Annotated in this window: 20 protein-coding genes; 12 read left to right on the forward strand and 8 right to left on the reverse strand. The window is 72.8% G+C overall.

Annotation, left to right across the window (positions count from 1 at the left end; translation table 11 throughout):
- Positions 1 to 923 precede the first annotated feature (923 nt).
- The 4 genes from RM572_RS03375 to RM572_RS03390 form a co-directional block, all read right to left on the reverse strand.
- Complete coding sequence (locus RM572_RS03375) at positions 924 to 1,118, reverse strand: hypothetical protein (RefSeq protein WP_311671731.1); 195 nt, start codon at positions 1,116 to 1,118, stop codon at positions 924 to 926.
- A gap of 743 nt (positions 1,119 to 1,861) precedes the next feature.
- On the reverse strand, positions 1,862 to 3,064 hold the full coding sequence (locus tag RM572_RS03380; RefSeq protein ID WP_311671732.1) for an RloB domain-containing protein: 1,203 nt from the start codon (positions 3,062 to 3,064) through the stop codon (positions 1,862 to 1,864).
- A 316-nt stretch (positions 3,065 to 3,380) separates the two neighbouring features.
- Positions 3,381 to 3,650 carry a DUF397 domain-containing protein gene (locus RM572_RS03385; protein WP_311671733.1) on the reverse strand — a complete coding sequence of 90 codons (270 nt, stop codon included), beginning with the start codon at positions 3,648 to 3,650 and terminating at the stop codon, positions 3,381 to 3,383.
- Positions 3,634 to 4,458: a helix-turn-helix domain-containing protein gene (locus RM572_RS03390; RefSeq protein WP_311671734.1), complete on the reverse strand. Its 825-nt coding sequence runs from the start codon at positions 4,456 to 4,458 to the stop codon at positions 3,634 to 3,636. Before RM572_RS03390 ends, RM572_RS03385 begins: the two co-directional genes overlap by 17 nt.
- Before the next feature lie 82 nt (positions 4,459 to 4,540).
- On the opposite strand from RM572_RS03390, the gene RM572_RS03395 reads away from it, so the two are divergent.
- From RM572_RS03395 to RM572_RS03425, 7 genes are all read left to right on the forward strand, one after another.
- Positions 4,541 to 4,966, forward strand: coding sequence for an ATP-binding protein (locus tag RM572_RS03395; RefSeq protein ID WP_311671735.1), 426 nt, complete (start codon positions 4,541 to 4,543; stop codon positions 4,964 to 4,966).
- A 133-nt stretch (positions 4,967 to 5,099) separates the two neighbouring features.
- Entirely contained in the window at positions 5,100 to 5,366 is a 267-nt protein-coding gene (locus tag RM572_RS03400) for a DUF6400 family protein (RefSeq protein WP_311671736.1), read from the forward strand.
- Positions 5,353 to 5,586: a hypothetical protein gene (locus RM572_RS03405; protein WP_136183982.1), complete on the forward strand. Its 234-nt coding sequence runs from the start codon at positions 5,353 to 5,355 to the stop codon at positions 5,584 to 5,586. The genes RM572_RS03400 and RM572_RS03405 overlap by 14 nt, the downstream gene beginning before the upstream one ends.
- 177 nt (positions 5,587 to 5,763) lie before the next feature.
- Positions 5,764 to 8,457 (forward strand): class III lanthionine synthetase LanKC, encoded by a 2,694-nt coding sequence (lanKC, locus tag RM572_RS03410; RefSeq protein ID WP_311671737.1) that lies wholly within the window; start codon positions 5,764 to 5,766, stop codon positions 8,455 to 8,457.
- Between the two features lie 49 nt (positions 8,458 to 8,506).
- On the forward strand, positions 8,507 to 8,641 hold the full coding sequence (locus tag RM572_RS03415; RefSeq protein ID WP_023530017.1) for a SapB/AmfS family lanthipeptide: 135 nt from the start codon (positions 8,507 to 8,509) through the stop codon (positions 8,639 to 8,641).
- 158 nt (positions 8,642 to 8,799) lie between these two features.
- A complete protein-coding gene (locus tag RM572_RS03420) occupies positions 8,800 to 10,719 on the forward strand; it encodes an ABC transporter ATP-binding protein (protein WP_311671738.1) in 1,920 nt (639 codons plus the stop codon).
- A gap of 352 nt (positions 10,720 to 11,071) precedes the next feature.
- The gene (locus tag RM572_RS03425; protein ID WP_311671739.1) at positions 11,072 to 12,988 is read left to right on the forward strand and encodes an ABC transporter ATP-binding protein; all 1,917 of its coding nucleotides are present in this window, start codon (positions 11,072 to 11,074) and stop codon (positions 12,986 to 12,988) included.
- Between the two features lie 84 nt (positions 12,989 to 13,072).
- On the opposite strand, the gene RM572_RS03430 is transcribed toward RM572_RS03425, so the two are convergent.
- Positions 13,073 to 13,669, reverse strand: a complete 597-nt coding sequence (locus RM572_RS03430) for a response regulator transcription factor (protein WP_311671740.1) — start codon at positions 13,667 to 13,669, stop codon at positions 13,073 to 13,075.
- A 304-nt stretch (positions 13,670 to 13,973) separates the two neighbouring features.
- On the opposite strand from RM572_RS03430, the gene RM572_RS03435 reads away from it, so the two are divergent.
- From RM572_RS03435 to RM572_RS03445, 3 genes are all read left to right on the forward strand, one after another.
- On the forward strand, positions 13,974 to 14,804 hold the full coding sequence (locus RM572_RS03435; RefSeq protein ID WP_311671741.1) for a putative protein N(5)-glutamine methyltransferase: 831 nt from the start codon (positions 13,974 to 13,976) through the stop codon (positions 14,802 to 14,804).
- Positions 14,805 to 14,863: 59 nt separating this feature from the next.
- On the forward strand, positions 14,864 to 15,487 hold the full coding sequence (locus tag RM572_RS03440; RefSeq protein ID WP_311671742.1) for a LysE family translocator: 624 nt from the start codon (positions 14,864 to 14,866) through the stop codon (positions 15,485 to 15,487).
- Between the two features lie 81 nt (positions 15,488 to 15,568).
- Positions 15,569 to 16,015, forward strand: coding sequence for an ATP-binding protein (locus tag RM572_RS03445; RefSeq protein WP_311671743.1), 447 nt, complete (start codon positions 15,569 to 15,571; stop codon positions 16,013 to 16,015).
- Here the strand turns inward: RM572_RS03445 and RM572_RS03450 are convergent.
- Positions 15,989 to 16,918 carry a LysR family transcriptional regulator gene (locus RM572_RS03450; protein WP_311671744.1) on the reverse strand — a complete coding sequence of 310 codons (930 nt, stop codon included), beginning with the start codon at positions 16,916 to 16,918 and terminating at the stop codon, positions 15,989 to 15,991. The two genes, RM572_RS03445 and RM572_RS03450, sit on opposite strands and share 27 nt — an antisense overlap.
- Positions 16,919 to 17,002: 84 nt before the next feature.
- Here RM572_RS03450 and RM572_RS03455 point away from each other — a divergent pair, with 84 nt between their 5' ends.
- Together RM572_RS03455 and RM572_RS03460 are read left to right on the forward strand one after the other, a co-directional pair.
- Complete coding sequence (locus tag RM572_RS03455) at positions 17,003 to 17,698, forward strand: nitroreductase family protein (RefSeq protein ID WP_311671745.1); 696 nt, start codon at positions 17,003 to 17,005, stop codon at positions 17,696 to 17,698.
- Positions 17,699 to 17,811: 113 nt separating this feature from the next.
- Entirely contained in the window at positions 17,812 to 18,333 is a 522-nt protein-coding gene (locus tag RM572_RS03460) for a hemerythrin domain-containing protein (protein ID WP_311671746.1), read from the forward strand.
- 46 nt (positions 18,334 to 18,379) lie between these two features.
- On the opposite strand, the gene RM572_RS03465 is transcribed toward RM572_RS03460, so the two are convergent.
- Positions 18,380 to 19,213: an amidohydrolase family protein gene (locus RM572_RS03465; RefSeq protein WP_311671829.1), complete on the reverse strand. Its 834-nt coding sequence runs from the start codon at positions 19,211 to 19,213 to the stop codon at positions 18,380 to 18,382.
- A 204-nt stretch (positions 19,214 to 19,417) separates the two neighbouring features.
- Positions 19,418 to 20,011: a lytic polysaccharide monooxygenase auxiliary activity family 9 protein gene (locus RM572_RS03470; RefSeq protein ID WP_311671747.1), complete on the reverse strand. Its 594-nt coding sequence runs from the start codon at positions 20,009 to 20,011 to the stop codon at positions 19,418 to 19,420.
- Positions 20,012 to 20,166 lie beyond the last annotated feature (155 nt).

Genomic DNA, 20,166 nt, shown 5'->3' on the forward strand with positions numbered 1-20,166 from the left:
CGCAGCACACACGAAGAGAGCCTCAGCGAGCGGCGTCAGCTCACTCTTACCGAGTATCAGCATAGCCACCTTTACGTGACGCCAGTATGAGAAAGCGGGGATCGTGAAAAGCGGGTTGGAGTGGGCCGGGGATAGCCTGGCTCACCCTGACGGCGACCTACCGTCTGCAACACCGACGTGGGCCTAGCCGTTCAGTCTTCCGACAAGGGCTCCCATCCCTAGGTACCGGTCACGGGGCCCGAAGAGCGGCCACGGCGTACATCACACCAAACAGAACTCCGCAGATTCCGACGGTAATCCACCCCATGCCCACCGAACGGAAAACCCTCGAGCTCCTGACTTCCACGCCGATAAGCCTGGTCGATCTACTTAGCCGATCACCGAAACCTTTGAAGTTGACAACGAGGGCGATCCCTGCAAGAAGCGGCACGAGCCCCAGCACCAAGGGGAGCAGCGCGATTATTTTCACTGTCCTCGACTTTCAGTTGCGCATGAATCAGACGACACATAGACCAGGAAATCCGCCAGTGAGCGGGGAGTCAGGTGCCAGTCGAACCGATGATGAGGTTTCCAGGCAGGGAAAGCAGTACGTCATCATGAGGTGAACTCGTTGCACGCCGCCCGCACCGTTAAGGTGATAGCACCCACGAGTGCGATTGGCGTAGCAATGAGAAGTATGATGCGTTCGACATCCAACCCGTCGCCAGCCCGGAAGATCTCGCATGGGTGCACACGCTTCCGATGTGGCTGGTTGCGTGTGGGCTAGTCGTGCAACTCCTGGCCAGGCGGAACAGTGCAAGAAGCGACTCGGGTTGGCCCAGCGACGGTCTACGAGAAACATGCACCTGAAAAATCCACCTCTCACCTCAATCCCTTGCCGACAGCATCGGCACAGCAGGGCGACTTCGACATTCACGAACGCCCTACATCTCAGCGACGAAGCCCACCGTACCCATGAACGCTGCGAATGCAGCGAATACTTTGAGGGCACCAAATGGCACGTCGGCGGAGAGCTTTTGCAGGATGCGGAGATACACATAGTCTGCCGCACCTCTGAAGTTGAAGAGCAGAACGTATCCCACCGTGGCGATCAACGCGGGTGCCACGATCAGGAACACGCTCGTGAATGTCGATTCTTCACCAAGGGGCATACTGTACCTTTGTGTTCGCTTCAGCCGATGACGAAGGGATACGGATTGGCGCTTTTCGAGACATGAGGCGAATGGCATCCATCCTTGCAGGAATCGTGATCACCAAAGGCCCAGTAGTAGCGTCAACGCGATCGTGACCCAGATGGCGCCCCCACATCGGAACATGACTACCGTGATCGCACTCGGCAGGCGCCCCTGACTCTTGAAATAGGCATAGTCGATAAGCCGTCTGCAGTTACTCAGAATCAACGTTCCAACCAGCAGCATGAACGGCGCGAAGACGAAGCGAACTATTGCATCATCGCTGAACTGTGCAGGGTCACTCATTTTCCACCCAAGGGGTCCGGCTGATGATGTGTCCCGTGTACGGGGGTCATCGAAGCCCTGCGGATGAAGGTTCGCCATCGAGGTTGGCGAAGACGCTGGGGTACTCGCGGCGCTCGCACGGCATCTCAACGACCGGTCTTCCGCTCGCATCAAGGCCATCCGCGCGGGGGCTCGACTCAGCGGCAGTCGCTACAGAACTGGTAACGGGCAGCGGTGACAGCGAACCGTCGAACACACCGTGGCTGCGGCGAAGACACCAGTCGACCCAGCGCATGCTCCACCGAGCACTCTGAACACACTTCCCCCAAGAATGTGGAGACGACTTCACACGTGGGGGAACGTGTATCTCACCAGCACCACGATGCCCATGTCAATGGATGACCTCAGCATGACGGCCTCTCACCTGCTGTTCCCGCCACGGCCAGGGCGAGCCGCCACATGCCCGTCGCGGGGTTCACCTCGCGCTCCTTGCCCTCGGGCGCCAGCTCCCTCGCCCGCCGCACGGCCTCCCGCCACCCGTCCCGGTAGTAACGGAAGGCGAGGTGCGACGTGTCGTGCTCCGGGACGTGTCTCTTCTTCACGTACGGCAGCAGCCGGTCGTACGACTCGGCGTGTGAACGGTAGTCGGCGAAGTGGAGGAGCAGCCACAGTTCGAAGCAGGGGTTGGACAGCAGCACGTCGATGCCATGCGTCCTGCCCGCCTGCACCGCCTCCCCCACATCCCGGAACTCGTCCACGTCGAGCACGCACTCAGGCGACGGTGATGGTGACCGTGGCCTCGGCGCAGTCGCGGCAGAGGCCGGGGGTGGGGGCGCGGAAGACACGGTCGCAGCCGTCGCAGTCCTGGAAGGGGTGCGGGCGTGGCGCGGCCGTAGGTGCGGGTGCGGCGGCTTCGGCAGGGAGGGCGGGCGGCAGCCACTCCGCCAGGCGGTGGGCGAGGAGTCCGGCCGGGCGGCGGATCGGGTGGGCGGGAAGGTCGGCGCTGAGAGTGCGGACGGCCGCCTCGGGCGCCACCCCCGCTCCAGCCAGGTGGAGAGGGCGGGCGCGAGGCGGGCGACGTCACGAGTGCTGAGCAACAGACGCGCGTCGTGCGTACGGAGCCGGGCCAGGAGGTCCGACGCCTCGGGGTGCGCGGGTGGTTCGGCTCCGGCGGGCTTCGCGGCGGGCCGGGGCCTGGGCGTCGGCGGCGCGGGCTTCGCCGGCCGTGGCGGCGGCGCCTGGGAGACGGCGAGGTGTTCGGGCAGGTCGAAGAAGACGGTACGTGTCACGCGGCGGCCGTTGGGGAGCCGTTCGACAGTGCGGCGGAGGTAGCCTGCGGCCTCCAGCTCGCGCAGTGCGCGGGCGATGGTGACCTCGCCTTCGCGGAAGCGGGCCGTCAGCGCACGGATGGAGACGAGAGCGCCGTCCGGCCTGGACTGGATGTGGACGGCGAGCCCGATCGCGACGAGCGACAGGTCGTCGTGCTGGGCGAGGTGGTTGCCGACCACGGTGAAGCGTTCGGTGTGGCGGTGCCGCACGTGGACGACACCGGCTCGCGGAACGCCGTGTCCGGCGCACGCGGGCGCGTTAAGCTGCTGTTCAGCCATCGGAAGGGCTCACTTCCAGGTGGTCAGACCCTCGTTTGGGATTGCAGTCCCGGGCGGGGGTCGTCCTATGGGTGGGTTGTCTCGTCGGCGAGCCTATGCCGATCCGCGACGCATGTGACCATCCGTCAGCGATTGTCACCCGCACGAGGGACACGAACGGGGTTTGGTTGGGGAAGGGTTCTCTCCGAGGGTCTTTTCCTGGGGTTCGGGCATCGCCGGGACCTCGCTGCCCGGGTCCCGGATTGCTCGACCTGGTGCTCAGCGCACGAAAGCCCGGCAGCATGCGCCGCCGGGCTCGGTGCGGTGGGTCGTCTCCTCAGGCGTCGAACGCACCCTCACAGGCGGCGGAGGTGAACGCCTCGAAGACAGTGGCAGGGAACGCGAGCACAGGACCGCCCGGGTTCTTCGAGTCACGCACCCCGACCTCGCCGACGAACTGCGCGACCTCCACACAATCACCGCCCTGGCTACCGCTGTAGGACGACTTCCGCCACTGCGCGGCCACCTCCACGCACTCGCCGCCGTCGCTTCCGCTGTAGCTCGACTTGCGCCAGTAGGCCAGTGGCGCCTCAGCCGCGTTGCCCATAAAGCTCCTCCAGGACCTGGACGATGAAGTCCGCCGAGTCGTCGGGAGACAGCGCGGCGGCCCGAAGGAGATCGTATTTCAGCCCACAGTGTTCGACTGTGCTCGGTTCAGTCAGATATCGACCACCACTGTGCCCCTCGTTGTAGGCCAACTCCGGCCCCTCCTCGAAGTCGAGAAGGGTAAGAGACCCGTTCAAGCTTGCGTGTGCGCCCGCGCTGTACGGCAGGACCTGGACGACGACGCGGGGTGACTCGCGGTGATCCAACAGGCGGCGGAGTTGGGTCCGCATGACCTCCGGGCCGCCGACGGGGCGGCGGAGCGCGGCTTCGTCGAGGACCATCCACAGGCGGGGCGGGTTGGCGCCGCGCAGGATCTCCTGCCGCTTCATGCGGGCTTCGGTCAGGCCGTCCAGATCGCCCGGGCGGGCGGGCCGCAGCACGGCGCGGGCGTACTCCTCGGTTTGGAGCAGGCCGTGCACGACCTGGGCCTGGTAGGTGCGGATGTCGACCGCGCGGGCCTCCAGTTCGGCGTAGTCCTGGAACCAGCTCGGCAGTCCGCTGCGGATGACGAGCGGCCACAGCCGCGTCAGCACGCCGGCGCCGCCGAGGGCGCCGTCGCAGCGGTCGGCGAAGTCGCGGCTGGGCGGGCGCTTCGCCATCTCGACCAGGCCGACGAGCGCTCCGGTGTAGTTGACGATCTCGCCCAGGCGTTCCTGGCTGAGACCGGCCTGGAGGCGGAGGCGGCGCAGTTCGCTGCCGAAGTAGTCCAGGGCCGAGGCCGAGGGGTCGAGTTCGCGGGGAGCCACCACGCGGCACCGCCTCCATCCGACTGCTTGCACGTTGGGTCACGATCCATAGCCGAGGGTAGTTCCCGGCGTGCAGGCTGACCTCATGAACACCGAAATCCACGTGCTGGATCACCGGCCGCACCTGCTGGAGCCGTCGCACTACTACCGGATGCGGCTGACGCCCGGCGCTCACAGCGCGCGGCACGTGCGGCGCATCGTGCGCGCCTACCTCACGGCGTGGGGGATGGCGCCGGCGGCGGAGGTCGCCGAGCTGGGGGTGACCGAGCTGCTGGCGAACGTGGTGAAGCACGTGCCGGACACGGTCTGCACCATCATGCTGCGACGGCGCGCGGGCGGCGTGCGGGTGGAGGTGCACGACGCGGACCCGGCGCTGCCGACACGGCGGGAGGCGGGCGCACTGGACGAGGACGGGCGCGGCCTGGAACTGCTCGACCTGCTGACCGACGCCTGGGACGCGGAACGGACCGGCCCGGCCTCCAAGGTCGTCTGGTTCGACCTGAACGCATGACTGGCCCGAGCACGGCTGCTTCCGCGTACTGCCCGACGACCTCTGAGCCCGCTACGGGTGTGGGCCAGGACATACCGGGGCGGGGTGGTCGTCTGATATGCACGGTGGGCACGAACCACCCCCGGAGCACGCCATGAGCCAGGACCACGGCCCGCGGAAGGCCGAGAACGCCGACCACCACATATTCGCGCTGGACCTGACCGCGCACGAGGCGCAGCGCCGGGCCGAGGTGATGGCGGCGCTCGGTGACACCTGGGACCCGGTGGAGGCGCTGCGCGGCGAGGAAGAGGCGTACGCGGCCCTCTACTCCGGTCTGGACGAGGACCAGCAGCGCACGTACGACATGCTGGTGGCGGCCGGTGTGCTGCCGTCGCGGGAGCCGGGCCGTGCTGCCGATTGACCCGCACGCCGACAGGTCCCGCCGCGCGTGGGTGGACTGCCCGCGGTGTGCGGACAACCGCGGCTGCGTGCACTGCGCCGGTCCGCGCGCCTGCACCGAGCACTGGCGCTACCTGCTCGCGCACCGGGGCCGGCGCCTGCAGCTCCAGTGCCCCACGTGTGCGCATCTGTGGGAGCACGACACCGGCTTCGGCTACACCCCGCGCCGCCACCGGCGCTGATCCTCCCGCGTCTCCCGCCGACCAGCCATTTCTGACGCTCCGCGGTCATCCATGCGCTGACTCTCCGCGTCGGCGCATGTGCATTCTGCACGGGTGAGTCGTGACGCCTGCGACTGTTCCGTGCCCCTTCCTCGCTGACAGTCTCCATCCCGTCACCCGAACGCAACGGGAGGTGGGATGAGCAAGGGCTACGCCGTCTTCTGCGACGCAGACCGACGGTTCTACGACGCACCGCACCGTGTCACCGCCGGCCGCGCGGCCGCCGGCGAGCTGTACGCGGCGGCGCACCGTCCCGCCCCCGAGGGCTGGCAGCGGCACCGGTCCGGCGACTGGCTCGCCTACCGTCCGCTGGAGACGACGCTGCCGGCGCAGGGCTGGAAGATCCACGTCTCCGCCTGCCTGGCCAACGCGGAAAGCGTCCTGGAGCGGGTGTGGGACTACTGCGTGGCGCGGTCGACGGCGTTCAAGTTCGTGCCCAGCCGCTACCTGCTGCACAACCGGAACGCCAAGTACGCCGACCGGGGCGCGAGCGGCAAGTTCATGACGGTCTACCCGCTGGACGACGCCGACTGCGAGCGGATCGCCGGCGACCTGGCCGCCCTGCTGGACGGCGAACCCGGGCCGTACATCCTCAGCGACCTGCGCTGGGGTGCCGGACCGGTGCACCTGCGGTACGGCAGCTTCACCGAGCGGAACGCCTACGACGACGACGGGAACCTCTGCCCGGCGATCGAGGAGCCCGGTGGACGGCTGGTCCCGGACCGGCGCGGGCCGGCCTTCCACCTGCCCGAGTGGCTGGACCTGCCGGACTTCCTGCGACCGCACCTGGACGCGCGGTCCGCCGCGACGTTCGAGGGCGTGCCGTACCGGGTCGAGCGGGCGCTGCACTTCTCCAACGGCGGCGGGGTGTACGCCGGGCGCGACACCCGCACCGGCGAGGAGGTCGTGCTCAAGGAGGCACGCCCGCACGCCGGGCTGGCCGCGGACGGCGCGGACGCCGTGCAGCGGCTGGAACGCGAACGCGACGCGCTGGTACGCCTGTCCGGTGTACCGCAGACCCCGGAGGTGCGCGACCACTTCACGGTCGGAGACCACCACTTCCTGGTGCTGGAATACTTGCCGGGCAAGCCGCTGAACACCTTCTTCGCCCGCCGCCATCCGCTGATCGAGCCGGACCCGAGCGCCGAGACGCTCGCGGAGTACACCGACTGGGCGCTGCGGATCTACGGACTGGTGGAGCAGGCCGTCGACGCGGTGCACGCGCGGGGCGTGGTCTTCAACGACCTGCATCTGTTCAACATCATGGTGTCCGAGGACGAGTCGTCGGTGGCGCTGCTTGACTTCGAGGCCGCCACCTCCGGCGCGGACGGACGCCGCCAGGTCATCGCGAACCCCGGGTTCGTGGCACCGGCCGACCGGCGGGGGTTCGCGGTCGACCGGTACGCACTGGCCTGCCTCAGACTGGCCCTGTTCCTGCCGCTGACCAGCTTGTTGGCGCTCGATCGGGGCAAGGCGGCGCATCTCGCGCAGATCGCCGCCGACCACTTCCCGGTGCCGCGTGCGTTCCTCGACGAGGCCGTCGCGGAGATCACCCGGGGTACGGAACCGGCCGCGGACACCGGCTCAGGCGGAAGCGGAAGAAGCCGAAGCGGAAGGGGAAGCGGAGGCTCCGGGACGTATCTGCCGGTGCAGCCGGCGGACTGGCCGCGAAGCCGCGACTCGATGATCCGCGCCCTGCTCGCCTCGGCCACACCGGACCGCGAGGACCGCTACTTCCCGGGCGACATCGCCCAGTTCGCCACCCCCTCCGGTGGCGCCACCTTCGGCTACGGCACGGCGGGCGTCCTGCACGCGCTCGCCGAGACCGGCGCCGACCGCGCGCCCGACGCAGAGGAATGGCTGCTGCGCCGGATGAAGGAGCCCGCCTCCGGCACCCCGCTCGGCTTCTACGACGGCCTCACCGGCATCGGCTGGGTCCTGCACCGCCTGGGCCACACCGACGAGGCCCTCGACCTGGCGGCCGTCGCCGCCGCGCACGACTGGCGGGTGCTGGGCTCCGACCTGCACAGCGGACTGGCCGGCGTCGGACTCGCCCTCGACTCCCTCGCCGCCGGCACCGGCGACGGCGGACTCGCGGACGCGGCCGCACGCTGCACCGCCCTGCTCGCCGACCGGGCCGCGGGACGCACGGCCACACCGGGCGCGTCACGCGGCGACGGCACCCCGCGCGCCGGGCTGCTGCGCGGCCGCACCGGAGAGGCGCTGTTCTTCGTGCGCCGCTACGAACGGACCGGCGACCCCGCGCTGCTCGACCTCGCCGCCGACGCGCTGCGGGCCGACCTGGACCAGTGCGTGCGCAGCGTCAGCGGGGCGCTCGCCGTCAACGAGGGCTGGCGCACCATGCCGTACCTGGGCGCCGGCAGCGTGGGCATCGGCATGGTGCTGGACGACTACCTGGCGCACCGCGACGACGCACGGTTCGCCGACGCACGGCGGGAGATCGTCCGCGCGGCCCAGGCGAAGTTCTACGCGCAGCCCGGCCTGTTCCGGGGCGCCGCGGGAATGGTGCTGTACCTGGCGCGGACCACCGCCGACGGGCCCGGCACCGGCGCGGCGGACCTGCGGCGGCAGATCGACGCGCTGTCCTGGACCGCCATGCCGTACCGGGACGAACTCGCCTTCCCCGGCGAGCAGATGATGCGCCTCTCGATGGACCTGAGCACCGGCACCGCCGGCTGCCTGCTGGCGCTGGGCAGCGCGTACGGCGCGCCCGGCGCCCCCCACCGGGACGAGGAGGGGCACGGTCGCACGACCGCGAGCCTCCCGTTCCTCCCGCCGCTGAAGCGGCGGCCCCAGAACCCGGTCCCGTGAGGGGCCGTGGAGAAACACCGTCCCTGAAACAGCTCAGAAAGGAAACGAGATGTCCCTTCTCGACCTGCAGACCATGGAGACGCCCAAGGACGAGGCCATCGGCGACCTCGAGACCGGTGGCGGCAGCCGCGCCAGCCTCCTGCTCTGCGGTGACAGCAGCCTGAGCCTGACCACCTGCAACTGAGGCTCGGCCCGCTCAGGGCGTGCCCCCGTCCGGTGCCCACCGGGCGGGGGCACGCCCCTGCCTGCTCGCCCCTGCAGCCTCCCCCGCCTGCCTCGTCCCCCGGCCGGAGCAGGCGACGGAAACGGAACGGAACCGGGAACAGAACCGGAGGACCACGCATGGCCGCGCCGACGCGTGAGACCGTCCCATCGCGCCCGTCACGCGGACGGGACGCGCAGGACGGGCCGCAGGCCGTCGGCCCCGTCCGGCTGCTGTGGCAGGCCGCCGCCGCGAGCAGGACCGGCACCGGCGCCCTGCTCCTGCTCGAACTCGCCGAGTCCGCCGTCGCCCTGACGCTGCCGGCCGTCCTCGGCCACACCCTGGACCGGCTGCTCGCCGGAGAACGGCCGGTCACCCTGTTCGCGCTCTGCGGGGCCCTGATCGCCGCCGAGATGCTGTTCGCCGCGGCGGGAGCGCTGCTCACCGGCGTGCTCGGCGCACGCGGCACCGCGTGGCTGCGGCGCCGCACGTTCACCCACCTGCTGGCCCTCGGGCCGCGCGGCGCCGCCCGGTTCGCCCCCGGCGACCTGGTCACCCGTCTCGGCGCCAACGCCACCGACGCGGGCACCGCCCCGGCCGCCGGAGCCGCGGCAGTGGCGACCCTCGTCACGCCCGTCGGCGGACTGATCGCCCTCGCCGTCGTCGACCTCTGGCTGGCCGCCGTCTTCCTCGCGGGCGTACCGCTGCTCGTGCTGCTGCTCCGCGCCTTCGCCCGCAGCTCCTCCGAGAGCGTCGGGCGCTACCAGGAGACGCAAGGCCGGATCGCCGCGACGCTGGTCGAGGCACTGGGCGGCGCCGCGACCGTCGCGGCCGCCGGCACCGTCGGCCGTGAACAGGCGCGGGTGCTGCGCCCGCTCGCCGAACTCGGCGCCCACGGGCGGCGGATGTGGCACGTGTACGGGCGGGCCATGGTCGGCAGCGGCATCCTCGCGCCGCTGCTCACCACGGCGGTCCTCGCGACCGGCGGTCTGCGGCTGGCGGCGGACGCGGTCAGCGTCGGCGACCTGCTCGCCGCCGCGCGGTACTGCGTACTCGCCGCGGGCATCGGGGCGTTCGCGGGACGGCTGGACGCGCTGGTGCGCGGGCGCGCCGCCGCGACCCGCCTCACCGACGTGCTGGCCGTACCTGCGGTGCCCCACGGGACGCGGCGACTGCCGCCGACGCCCGGCGAGCGGCCGGAGCAGGGACGGGCGCCGGGCCGGCTGGAGCTGCGGGACGTGGCGGTGACCCGGGACGGCCGGACCGTCCTGGACGGCGTCGACCTGGTCGTGCCCGGGGGGACGACCGTGGCCGTCGTCGGCAGGTCGGGCTCCGGCAAGTCGCTGCTCGCGGCCGTCGCCGGACGGCTGGAGGACCCGGAACGCGGCGAGGTGCTGCTGGACGGCGTGCCGCTGCGCGACCTCGGCGCGGACGAGCTGCGCGCCGAAGTGGGGTACGCGTTCGAGCGGCCCGCGCTCTTCGGGACGACGGTCGGCGACGCCGTCGGCTTCGGCCCCCACCCGCCGCCCCGCGACGAGGTCACGGCCGCGGCACGTGCGGCGGGCGCCGACGGCTTCGTGCGGCGCCTCCCGGACGGGTACGACACGGCCGTGGCGGCGGCGCCGCTGTCCGGCGGCGAGCTGCAACGCCTGGGCCTGGCGCGGGCGTTCGTGCAGGCCGGGCGCCTGCTGGTGCTGGACGACGCGACGTCCAGTCTGGACAGCGTCACCGAGATGCAGGTCGGCCGCGCCCTCGCGCACGAAGTACGGCCCGGGACACGGCTGCTGGTCGCCCACCGTGTCTCCTCGGCGGCCCGCGCGGACGCCGTCGCCTGGCTCGACGCCGGACGCATCCGGGCAGTCGGCCGCCACGCCGACCTGTGGCACGACCCGGCCTATCGCGCCGTCTTCGCCGCCACGGAGAACGGACCCACGGACACCGGACCCACCGACACCAGCCCCAAGGACACCGGCCCCGAAACGTCGTCCCTCACGCCGCCGGACTCACCGGGCCCCCCGGCCGAGCCCGGCGCTGCGGAGAAGCGCGGAGGGACACGATGAGCATGCCGCCCGAACGACCCTCGGTCCGCCGGCGCACCAGCGTGCGGCGAGCGCGCGACACCGGCGACCCGCCCCCCGCCCTCCGCCCGGCGGATGCGGGGCTCCGGCCTGCGCTCACCTCGCCGCGCCCCACCACGGCCCGCACCCTCACGACCGAGCCGAACGGCCGGCCCCGGCCCGGTGGCTGGCACCGGGCCGTTCCGGGCCCTCCGGTGGCCCCCCGCGCCGGGCGGACACCGGGGACGGCCCCTGCGCGGAGGGCGTCGCCTAGGGCATGGGCGGCCCCGGCACCCGGCGGGGTGCCGGGTCCTTCCCGCACCTCCGCCACGCCCGACGAAGGGGAGGGCGGGCGATGAGTGCCGACACGGAGACCAGGGCGCGCGACGAGGCCGAGGGCGCACGGACGGCGCCCGGCAACCCGGCGGGCACCCGGGCCGACGCGCCCCGCGGCACGCGTGCCGCGGCGCACGACCGCCCGGGGCGGGGCGCATGGCGGCGGGTCGCTCCGCAGGCGCGGACGTTCCTGCGGCGACGGCTGCGCCCGCTGGTGCGGCTCGGCGCGTGGTCGCTGCTGGAGTCCGGGCAGACGTTCCTCGGCGGGTACGGCGTGGCCCGCGCCATGGACGACGGCTTCCTCGCCGGCCGCACCGGGGTCGGCCTGGCCTGGCTCGCGGTCGGCGCGCTGGCCGTGCTGGCCGGCGGTCTCGCCACCCGCGGCGTCTTCCGCCACCTGGCCGACCTGGTCGAGCCGTTGCGCGACGGGCTGGTGCGCCGCGTGGTCGCCCGTACGCTGCACGCCGCCGTCGGCGCGCCCGCCCGGGTGGACACCACGGCGGTCTCCCGGCTCACCAGTCAGACGGAGATCGCCCGCGACGGCTTCGCCGGACTCGTCCTCGTCACCCGGTCGTTCGTCTTCACCGCGCTGGGCGCGCTGGTCGGCCTGGCCGCGCTCGCGCCGCTGCTGCTCCTCGTCGTGCTGCCGCCGCTGGCCCTTGGCCTGGCGCTGTTCACCTGGACGCTCGCGCCGACCGCCGTACGCCAACGGCAGTTCCTCGACGCGGACGAGGCGGTGTCCGGCCGCTTCGGGGCCGCGGCGGCCGGCCTGCGCGACGTCACCGCGTGCGGCGCGGAGGAGCGGATCGCGCGGGAGGCGGACGTGCTGATCGAGGACGGGCGGCGGGCGAGTACCGCCCTCGCCCGCTGGGCCGCCGCCCGCAACCTCGCCCTCGGCGTCGCCGGGCAACTCCCCGTGGTGCTGCTGCTGGTGTGCACGCCGTGGCTGCTCGACGCGGGCGTCACCGCCGGGGAGCTGCTGGGGGCGCTCACCTTCCTCACCCAATCGCTGCTTCCGGCACTCCACACGCTGATCAACGCCCTGGGGGCGGCCGGTACGCGGCTGCTCGTCGTCCTCGACCGGCTCACCTTCACCGGAGACCGGCATCCGTCGGGCGGAGACCGGCACGCCTCCGGCGCGTCGGCGGCACCGGCCGCGCCGCCCGCGAAACCCGTGCCCGCCCCCCGCACGCACTCCCCCGGCCCCGGCCCTCACGTGGCCCTGCGCGGGGTGACGTTCGCGTACGGGCCGACCGCGCGCCCCGTGCTCCAGGACCTCGACCTGGACGTGGAGCCGGGCCGGTTCCTCGCCGTCGTCGGACCGAGCGGCATCGGCAAGTCGACGCTCACCGGCCTGGTCGCCGGCCTGCTGGAGCCCGCGCGGGGAACGGTGCGCGTGGACGGCGTGCCCGTGCGGCCCCCGGGCGGCCCGGAGGCGTCGGCCGACCGGGTGCTGATCCCGCAGCAGGCGTACGTGTTCGGCGGTTCGCTGCGCGACAACCTCGCCTACCTGTGCCCGGACGGCTCGCCTCTCGACGGCGCCGCCGTGCGGCGTTCCGCCGAGGCGGTCGGGCTCGGTGCGCTGGTGGAGCGGCTCGGCGGGTACGACGGGGAGGTCGATCCGGCGGCACTGTCGCAGGGCGAGCGGCAGCTGATCGCGCTGGCGCGGGCGCACCTGTCGCCCGCGCCGCTGGTGCTGCTGGACGAGGCGACGTGTCACCTCGACCCGGTCGCCGAGGCCCGCGCGGAGCGGGCGTTCGCCGAACGGCCTGGGACCGTGATCGTGGTGGCCCACCGGATCAGCTCCGCCCTCCGCGCGGACCGCGTGCTCGTCCTCGACGGGGACCGCGCCCTGTGCGGCACGCACGACGAGCTGCTCGCCCGCTCCCCCCTCTACGCCGAACTCGTCGGCCACTGGCACCCGACCCGGGCGTGAGCAGGGGCCGGCCGGTCGGCGGGAGCGCCGCCCGACACGCCGGCCCTGCGCCGGGTTGTGAGCGGGCAACGTGAGGGGCCGGGCTCAGAGCCAGCCCGCGGTCTGGGCGATACGGATGGCGTCGACCTTGTTGCGCGCCCCGGTCTTGCGGACCGCCGCCGCCACGTAGTTGCGCACCGTGCCCTGCGACAGGTGCAGGCGCGCGGCGGTGCCCGCGACGGACTCCCCGCTCGCCGCGATCTCCAGCACGCTCAGCTCACGCGGCGTCAGCGGCATCTCGGCCGCCTCCAGAAACGAGAAGGCGAGCGACTCGTCCACGAATCGCTCGCCCCGGGAGACCCGACGGATGGCGTCGACTAAACGCTGGGGGAGTGCGTGCTTGCTGACGTACCCCTGGGCGCGGGCGGCGAAGGCGCGGCGCAGCATGCCGGGCCGGTCCGGGTGCGCGAGCACCACGAGCCCCCGTTCCGGGCCGCCCACCTGCCCGGCGAGGGTGCCGCCCGGCGTCAGCCGGTCCACGCCGGAACACTCCGCGTCCGCCAGGCACACCCGCGGGTCGGCCGACGTGAGGCCCTGCGCGGAGTCGTTCCACGAGGCCGAGGCGACCTCGAAGTCGCGCTCCGTGCCCAGGAGGGACGTGAGAGCCGACCTCATGAGGTGCGATTCGTGCAGCACCAGCACGCGTATCGCTCCTCCCCCCGGTTTACGTGTCACAGCGTTACCTTCCGTTTGCGGAATGTGGCGGAGTGATGGTGACACGGAAACGATTCTGTCCCCAAGGGGGCGTACGAAGCACGTGGGTTGCACGGTATGCGCCCCCTTGGGTGCGTCGGGTAGTGTGGCGGGCACCAGCAGTGGACCGACCGAGGAGGTGAGCCCCATCCCCGCAGCAGCAGGCTGGGCGCTCCCTCCTCGCCGACGTGCCGGCGGCAGCCCGCACGAGTGAGGACGGGGCCCTCACCACGTGTCGAAAGGCCCCCCTCCGTTGCCCTCTCCCTCACCACGCTCCTCCGCACCGCGCTCTCCCGACCCCGCCTACCCCTCCGCCGTCGCCCGACTCCGCGCCGCGGGCTGCGTCTACGCCGAGGACGAGGCGCGGCTCCTCCTCGACGCGGCGCCCACGCCCGACGACCTCGACCGCATGATCCGGCGGCGCGCGTCCGGCCTGCCACTCGAACACGTGCTGGGCTGGGCCGAGTTCTGCGGCGCACGGATCGCCGTCGACCCCGGCGTGTTCGTGCCGCGACGCCGCACCGAGTTCCTGGTCCGGCGGGCCGCCGACGGAGCACCGGACGAAGCGGTGGTCGTCGACCTGTGCTGCGGCTCCGGCGCGCTCGGCGCCGCGCTGACGGCGGTCGCCGCCGCACGCGGCCGTGCCGTCGCCGCGGTGCACGCGGCCGACGTCGACCCCGCGGCCGTCGCCTGCGCCCGCCGCAACCTCGCCCCCTCCCGCGGACAGGTCCACTGCGGCGACCTGTTCGCCGCGCTGCCCTCCCGCCTGCGCGGGCGGGTGGACGTGCTGCTGGCGAACGTGCCGTACGTACCCAGCGACGAGATCCCGCTGCTGCCCGCCGAGGCGCGGCTGCACGAGGCGCGCACCGCGCTGGACGGCGGCGCCGACGGCCTGGACGTGCTGCGCCGCGTGGCCGCCGGGGCGCCGTCCTGGCTGGCGCCGGGTGGGCGCCTGCTCTTCGAGACCGGCGAACGCCAGACCGGCAACGCCGCCGGGATCGTGGCGGCGGCAGGGCTGCGGCCGGAAGTCGCCGTCTGCGACGAGCTGTTCGCCACGGTGATCGAGGCTGTCGCACCCGCCTGAGAGGATGGCCGTCGGCGGGCGGACGCCCGCCGACGGCCACGGGGTGGGAGGCGGTGCGCATGGTCGGCGTCGAAGCACTGGTGGGGATCGTGGTCGTGGCGCTCGGGCTGGTCCTCACACCCGGGCCCAACATGATCTACCTGGTGTCCCGTTCGGTCACCCAGGGCCGCAGGGCCGGGCTGGTGTCGCTGCTGGGCGTCGCCGCCGGGTTCCTGGTCTACCTCGTCGCGGCCGTGGCGGGCCTGACGACGCTCTTCACGCTCGTTCCCGGCGCGTACACGGCCGTCAAGCTGGCCGGCGCCGCCTACCTGGCCCACCTGGCCTGGCAGACCCTCCGGCCCGGCGGCGCCTCGGCGTTCGACCCGAAGCCGCTGCCGCCGGACCGGCCGCGGCGCCTCTTCACCATGGGCCTGGTCACGAACCTGCTCAACCCGAAGATCGCGATTCTGTACCTCTCCGTGCTGCCCCAGTTCGTGGACCCGGAACGCGGGTCGGTCGCCGCGCAGAGCCTGGTGCTCGGCCTCACCCAGATCACCATCGCGGTCACCGTCAACGCGCTGATCGCCCTCACCGCCGGCTCCCTCTCGTCCTTCCTGCGCTCCCGCCCCCGCTGGCTCCGCGCGCAGCGCCGCGTCATGGGCACCGTCCTCGCCGGGCTCTCCGTCCACGTCGCGACGAGCTGACGGCGACGACCGGCGGCCGGCGACCACACGGTGAGTCACCGGGTGTGGCGGAGTGTAGTCTTCAGTGTGAGCGTCGCCAGGATGAACGCCGAGGTCCATGTGCTCGACTACGAGCCGCACATGGTCGCGCCGTCGCACTACTACCGGACGCGGCTCCGACCCGGGGGCCACAGCGCGCGGCACGTACGGCGGATCGTGCGCGCGTACGTGACCGCGTGGGGGATGGCCCCGCTGACGGAGATCGCGGAGCTGGGCGTGACGGAGCTGCTGGCCAACGTCGTCAAGCACGTGCCGGACGGCACCTGCACGGTCATACTGCGGCGGCGCGCGCACGGCCTGCGGGTGGAGGTGCACGACAGCGATCCCGCACTGCCGCGCCCCGGCGATCCGGAAGGACTGGCGGAGCAGGGTCGGGGGCTGGCGCTGCTGGACGCGCTCACCGACGCGTGGGACGCGGAGCGGACCGGGCCGGCCACCAAGATGGTGTGGTTCGAGCTGGTGTCACGGACGCCGGCCGGCGGGCCGTGAGGACGCCGCGTCGACCAGGGCGCCGAGGACGGCTCCGATCGCCGGGTGCCCGGCAGCGCCGCGCCGCACGACGGCCTCCACACTCCGCCCCACCGACGGCGCGCCCACGTCGTACGCCCGGACACCCGGAGGAGGGGACGTCAGCGCGAGGCGGGGCACCAGGGCCACGCCCGCGCCCGCCCCGACCAGGGTGAGGGTGGCGCCGAAGTCGGCGCAGGTGTGGACCGTGCGGGGCGTGAAGCCGGCGTGGCGGCACGCCAGGAGGGTCGCGTCCCGGCAGCTGCCGCCTTCGGGGGCGGCGATCCAGTCCGCGTCCGCGAGGTCGCGCAGGTCCACGGGTGCGGCGGCGTCGGCCCGTGCCGCCGGATGGCCGTCGGGAAGGACGACCGCCAGCGGATCGTCGAGCAGCGGCACGGTGTGTGCCCACGACGGTGCCTGGGTGCCAAGGTGGGTGTAGCGGTGGACGACCGCCACGTCCGCCCGGTGCTGCCGCAGTGCGGGGAGGCTCTGTTCCGGTTCGGCCTCGTGCACGGCCGGCACCAGTTCCGGGTGCGCGGCGCGCAGCGCGGCCGGAAGGGGCGCGGCCAGCGGGCCGAGTGCGCTGGTGAAGCAGGCGATGCGGACCGGCCCGGAGGGCCGGTCGACCAGCCGGCGCAGCCGCGTCTCGGCGCGTTCCAGCGCGGCGAAGACGTCCTCGGCGCCGGCGACGAGTGCGTGTCCGGCCGCGGTCAGCCGCACCGTCCTGCCCTCGCGGTGCAGCAGCGCCACGCCCGCTTCGTGCTCCAGCTGCCTGAGCTGCTGGGACACGGCGGAGGGCGTGACCCGGTGGACTTCCGCGACGGCGGAGACGGTGCCGTGGTCGGCGAGGTCGCGCAGCAGGGTGAGGCGCCGGACGTCGAGCATGCCGCCAGTTTAGTAGCCCTGCTGAAAAGAAACTGTAGACGATGTAGCTGGACTGCACAGGGGCGGGCGCGGGAGGGTGCGGGCATGGCAGCAGAAGCAGACCCGCCCGCCCCGCACCGCCCCGCGATGACCGCCGAGGAGGTGCTGACCACCACCCGTTCCGTGCGGCGCCGCCTCGATCTGGACCGCCCGGTGGCGCTGGACACCGTGCGGGAGTGCCTGGAGATCGCGCTCCAGGCACCGAGCGGCTCGAACGCGCAGCGCTGGCGCTTCGTGGTGGTCACGGACGCCGAACGGCGTGCCGCGATCGGCGCGACGTACCGCAAGGCGTGCGCCGCCTACCTGGACTCGCCCGCCGCCGCGGGCAGCCTGTTCGCGGACGACCCGGAGCAGGCGCAGGTGCAGCAGCGGGTGCACGCCAGCATCACGTACCTGGCCGAACGGATGGACCGGGTGCCGGTCCTGGTGATCCCCTGCCTCCGGCTTCCGCAGGCAGGGGCGCTGCCCGCCGGCAATCAGGCCGGGCTGTGGGGCTCGCTGCTCCCGGCGGCGTGGAGCTACATGCTGGCCGCCCGCACACGCGGCCTGGCGACGGCCTGGACCACGCTGCACCTGACGTACGAGCGCGAGATCGCCGACGTGCTCGGGCTGCCGGACGACGTGCGCCAGGGCGCGCTGATCCCCACCGCGCACCACACCGGCAGCACCTTCCGTCCGGCGCCGCGACGGCCGCTGGACGAGGTGCTGCACGTCGACGGCTGGCGGCACGCGGACGGCTGAGCCGGCGGCGGGAGCATGCCTCGCCGCGCGGCGAGGCATACCGCGGGGCAGAGGGGACATACGGTCACCGTCGGAGCGTCCTGTCACCGATCCCGAGGAGACCCGGAGAGATCATGTCGTCCGCGCACAACGATGTCGTCGAGCTCATCCTGAAGGACCACCGGCGGATGGAGGAGCTGTTCCGCACCATGCGGAACGCGGAGGCGGACCGGGCGGGGGCGCTCGCCGAGTTCGCGAACCTGCTGATCGCGCACGGCGAGGCGGAGGAGGAGAAGGTCTACCCGGACCTCGCCCGACGCGACCCGGTGGACGAGGAGGACGTCGAGCACGGCGTGCACGAACACCAGGAGGGCAACGAGGCGCTGCTCGCCCTCCTCGAGATCGCGGACACCTCCTCCGACGCGTGGGACGAGAAGCTGGAGGACCTGGTGGCCGCCGTCACGCACCACCTCGACGAGGAGGAGCGCACGCTGCTCAACGACGCCCGGGAGCACGTGCCGGACGCCCGGCGCGCGGAACTGGCGGAGGCTTTCGTCATGTCGCGCGCGGAACACCTCGACGCGGCCTGCGGCAGCCCGGCGAACGTGCGGGCGGTCGTGGAGCGCGGGAAGCGCGAGGGCAAGGGCGAGGACTGAGCACGGGCACCCCCGCCCGGCGACCGCGGAACCGGAGACCGCGTCCTCAGAGGCCGAAGAGCCGCGCCGCGTTGTGCCAGCAGACCGCGCGCAGCCACGCGTCGCCGAGGTCCAGCGTCTCCAGGGCGTGCAGCGCGTCCCGGTAGCCGTAGGGGATGTTGGGGAAGTCGGAGCCGAAGAGGACGCGGTCGCCGAGGGCGGCGAGCTGCGGCAGCCGCTCGCGCGGGAACGGCGCCTCCTCCTCGCTGAAGCGGGTGAACGCCATGGTGGTGTCCAGGTGCACGCGCGGGTACGTCTCGGCGAGGTCGAGGAAGGCGCCGTAGTCGGGCATGCCCATGTGCGCCACGATCATCGGCAACCCGGGGTGGCGGGCGAGCAGCCTGGCCGCACCCTCGGGTCCGGTGTGGGCGCCGGGCACGGGCGCGGAGCCGCAGTGGGTGACGACGGGCACGCCGGCGTCGGCGAGCAGGCCCCAGACCGGGTCCAGCAGCGGGTCGCACAGGTCCCACGCGCCGACCTGCACGTGTGCCTTGAACACCCGGGCGCCCGCGTCGATCGCCTCGGCGACGTAGGCCGGAGCCTCGGGTTCCGGATGGAAGGTCGCGGTGTGCAGGCAGTCCGGCGTGCGGGCGGCGAAGTCGGCCGCCCAGGCGTTGAGCCAGGCGGCCATGCCGGGCTTGTGCGGGTAGACGAGCGAGGTGAAGTGCCGTACACCCAGGTCGCGCAGGAGCGCGAGCCGGTGCCGCTCGTCGGTGCGGTAGGCGATGGGCCAGGGGCGGCCGGTGAGCGGCCCGGCACTGTCGAAGTAGGCCCACACCTTGGCCATGACGCGGTGCGGCATGAAGTGCGTGTGCACGTCGACGAGTCCGGGCAGGCCCAGCTCCCGCCAGAACGCCGGGACCTGTGCGTCGCCCTCGTCGGTGCCGGCACCGGGTCGGGTCGCGTCGTCCGCCGCCTGCGTCACGCCGTCATGGTGTCACCGCACGGCACCGCGCCCGGCCCCGGCCCCCGCCGCCGTGGCGCGGGGGCCGGGGCCGGGCGGGCCCGCGGTGTGGGGTGAGCCTCCTCTCGGAGTCGGCCCGGCCTACTGGAAGTTCACGTCCGAGCAGGCGTAGAACGCGTTGCCGGTGTCCGCGACCGTCCACACGGAGAAGATCATGTGGCGGCCGGACTTGCCGGGCAGGCGCCCGGTGTGGCTCTCCTCGGCGGCGGGCTGACGCCCGTCCATCGGCACGACCAGGAACGGGTCGAGTTCCAGCGCCGACCGGGTCAGCGGCTGGGACGGGTCCCAGCCGTCCTTGGTCACGTAGTACCGGTAGTCGGTGGTGGAGTGCATCGCGGTGTTCGTCCAGGTGAAGGTGAAGTCCTGCCCGGACGGCACGTTGCTGGTCGGCCAGTCGCCGCCGCGCGGGTCGTCGAGTTCGGAGAAGCGGCCGTTGCCGCCGGCGCAGAGGGTGCCGTCGCTCGGGCCGCCCTGCGGGAAGCCCTTCGGCCCTTCGACGCTCTGCGGCTCCCACTGGATGGCGCCGCAGCCGCTGACCGCGCCGTCGGCGCAGAACGCCTGACGGCTGGTGGGGCTGGAGGAGTACCCGTGGGCCTGGGCGCTGCCGCCGGTGGCGAGAACGGTGATCGCGGCCATGCCGATCGCCGCGGACGTCGTGCTGATCCTTCGTCGCATGCCTGCTCCATCGGTGTGGGGGGTGTGGGGGTGTGTGGGGAACGGGAGTCGTGCGCTTCTGGTCCAGACCAATTGCGAAACTAGCGCTACCACTTCGGCATGTCCAGACCAATTACAGAACCCGCGCCGACCCGGCTCAGCCGCCGCCCGCCCGA

It is taken from the genome of Streptomyces hazeniae (genome assembly GCF_031845485.1).
Classification (GTDB): Bacteria; Actinomycetota; Actinomycetes; order Streptomycetales; family Streptomycetaceae; genus Streptomyces; species Streptomyces hazeniae.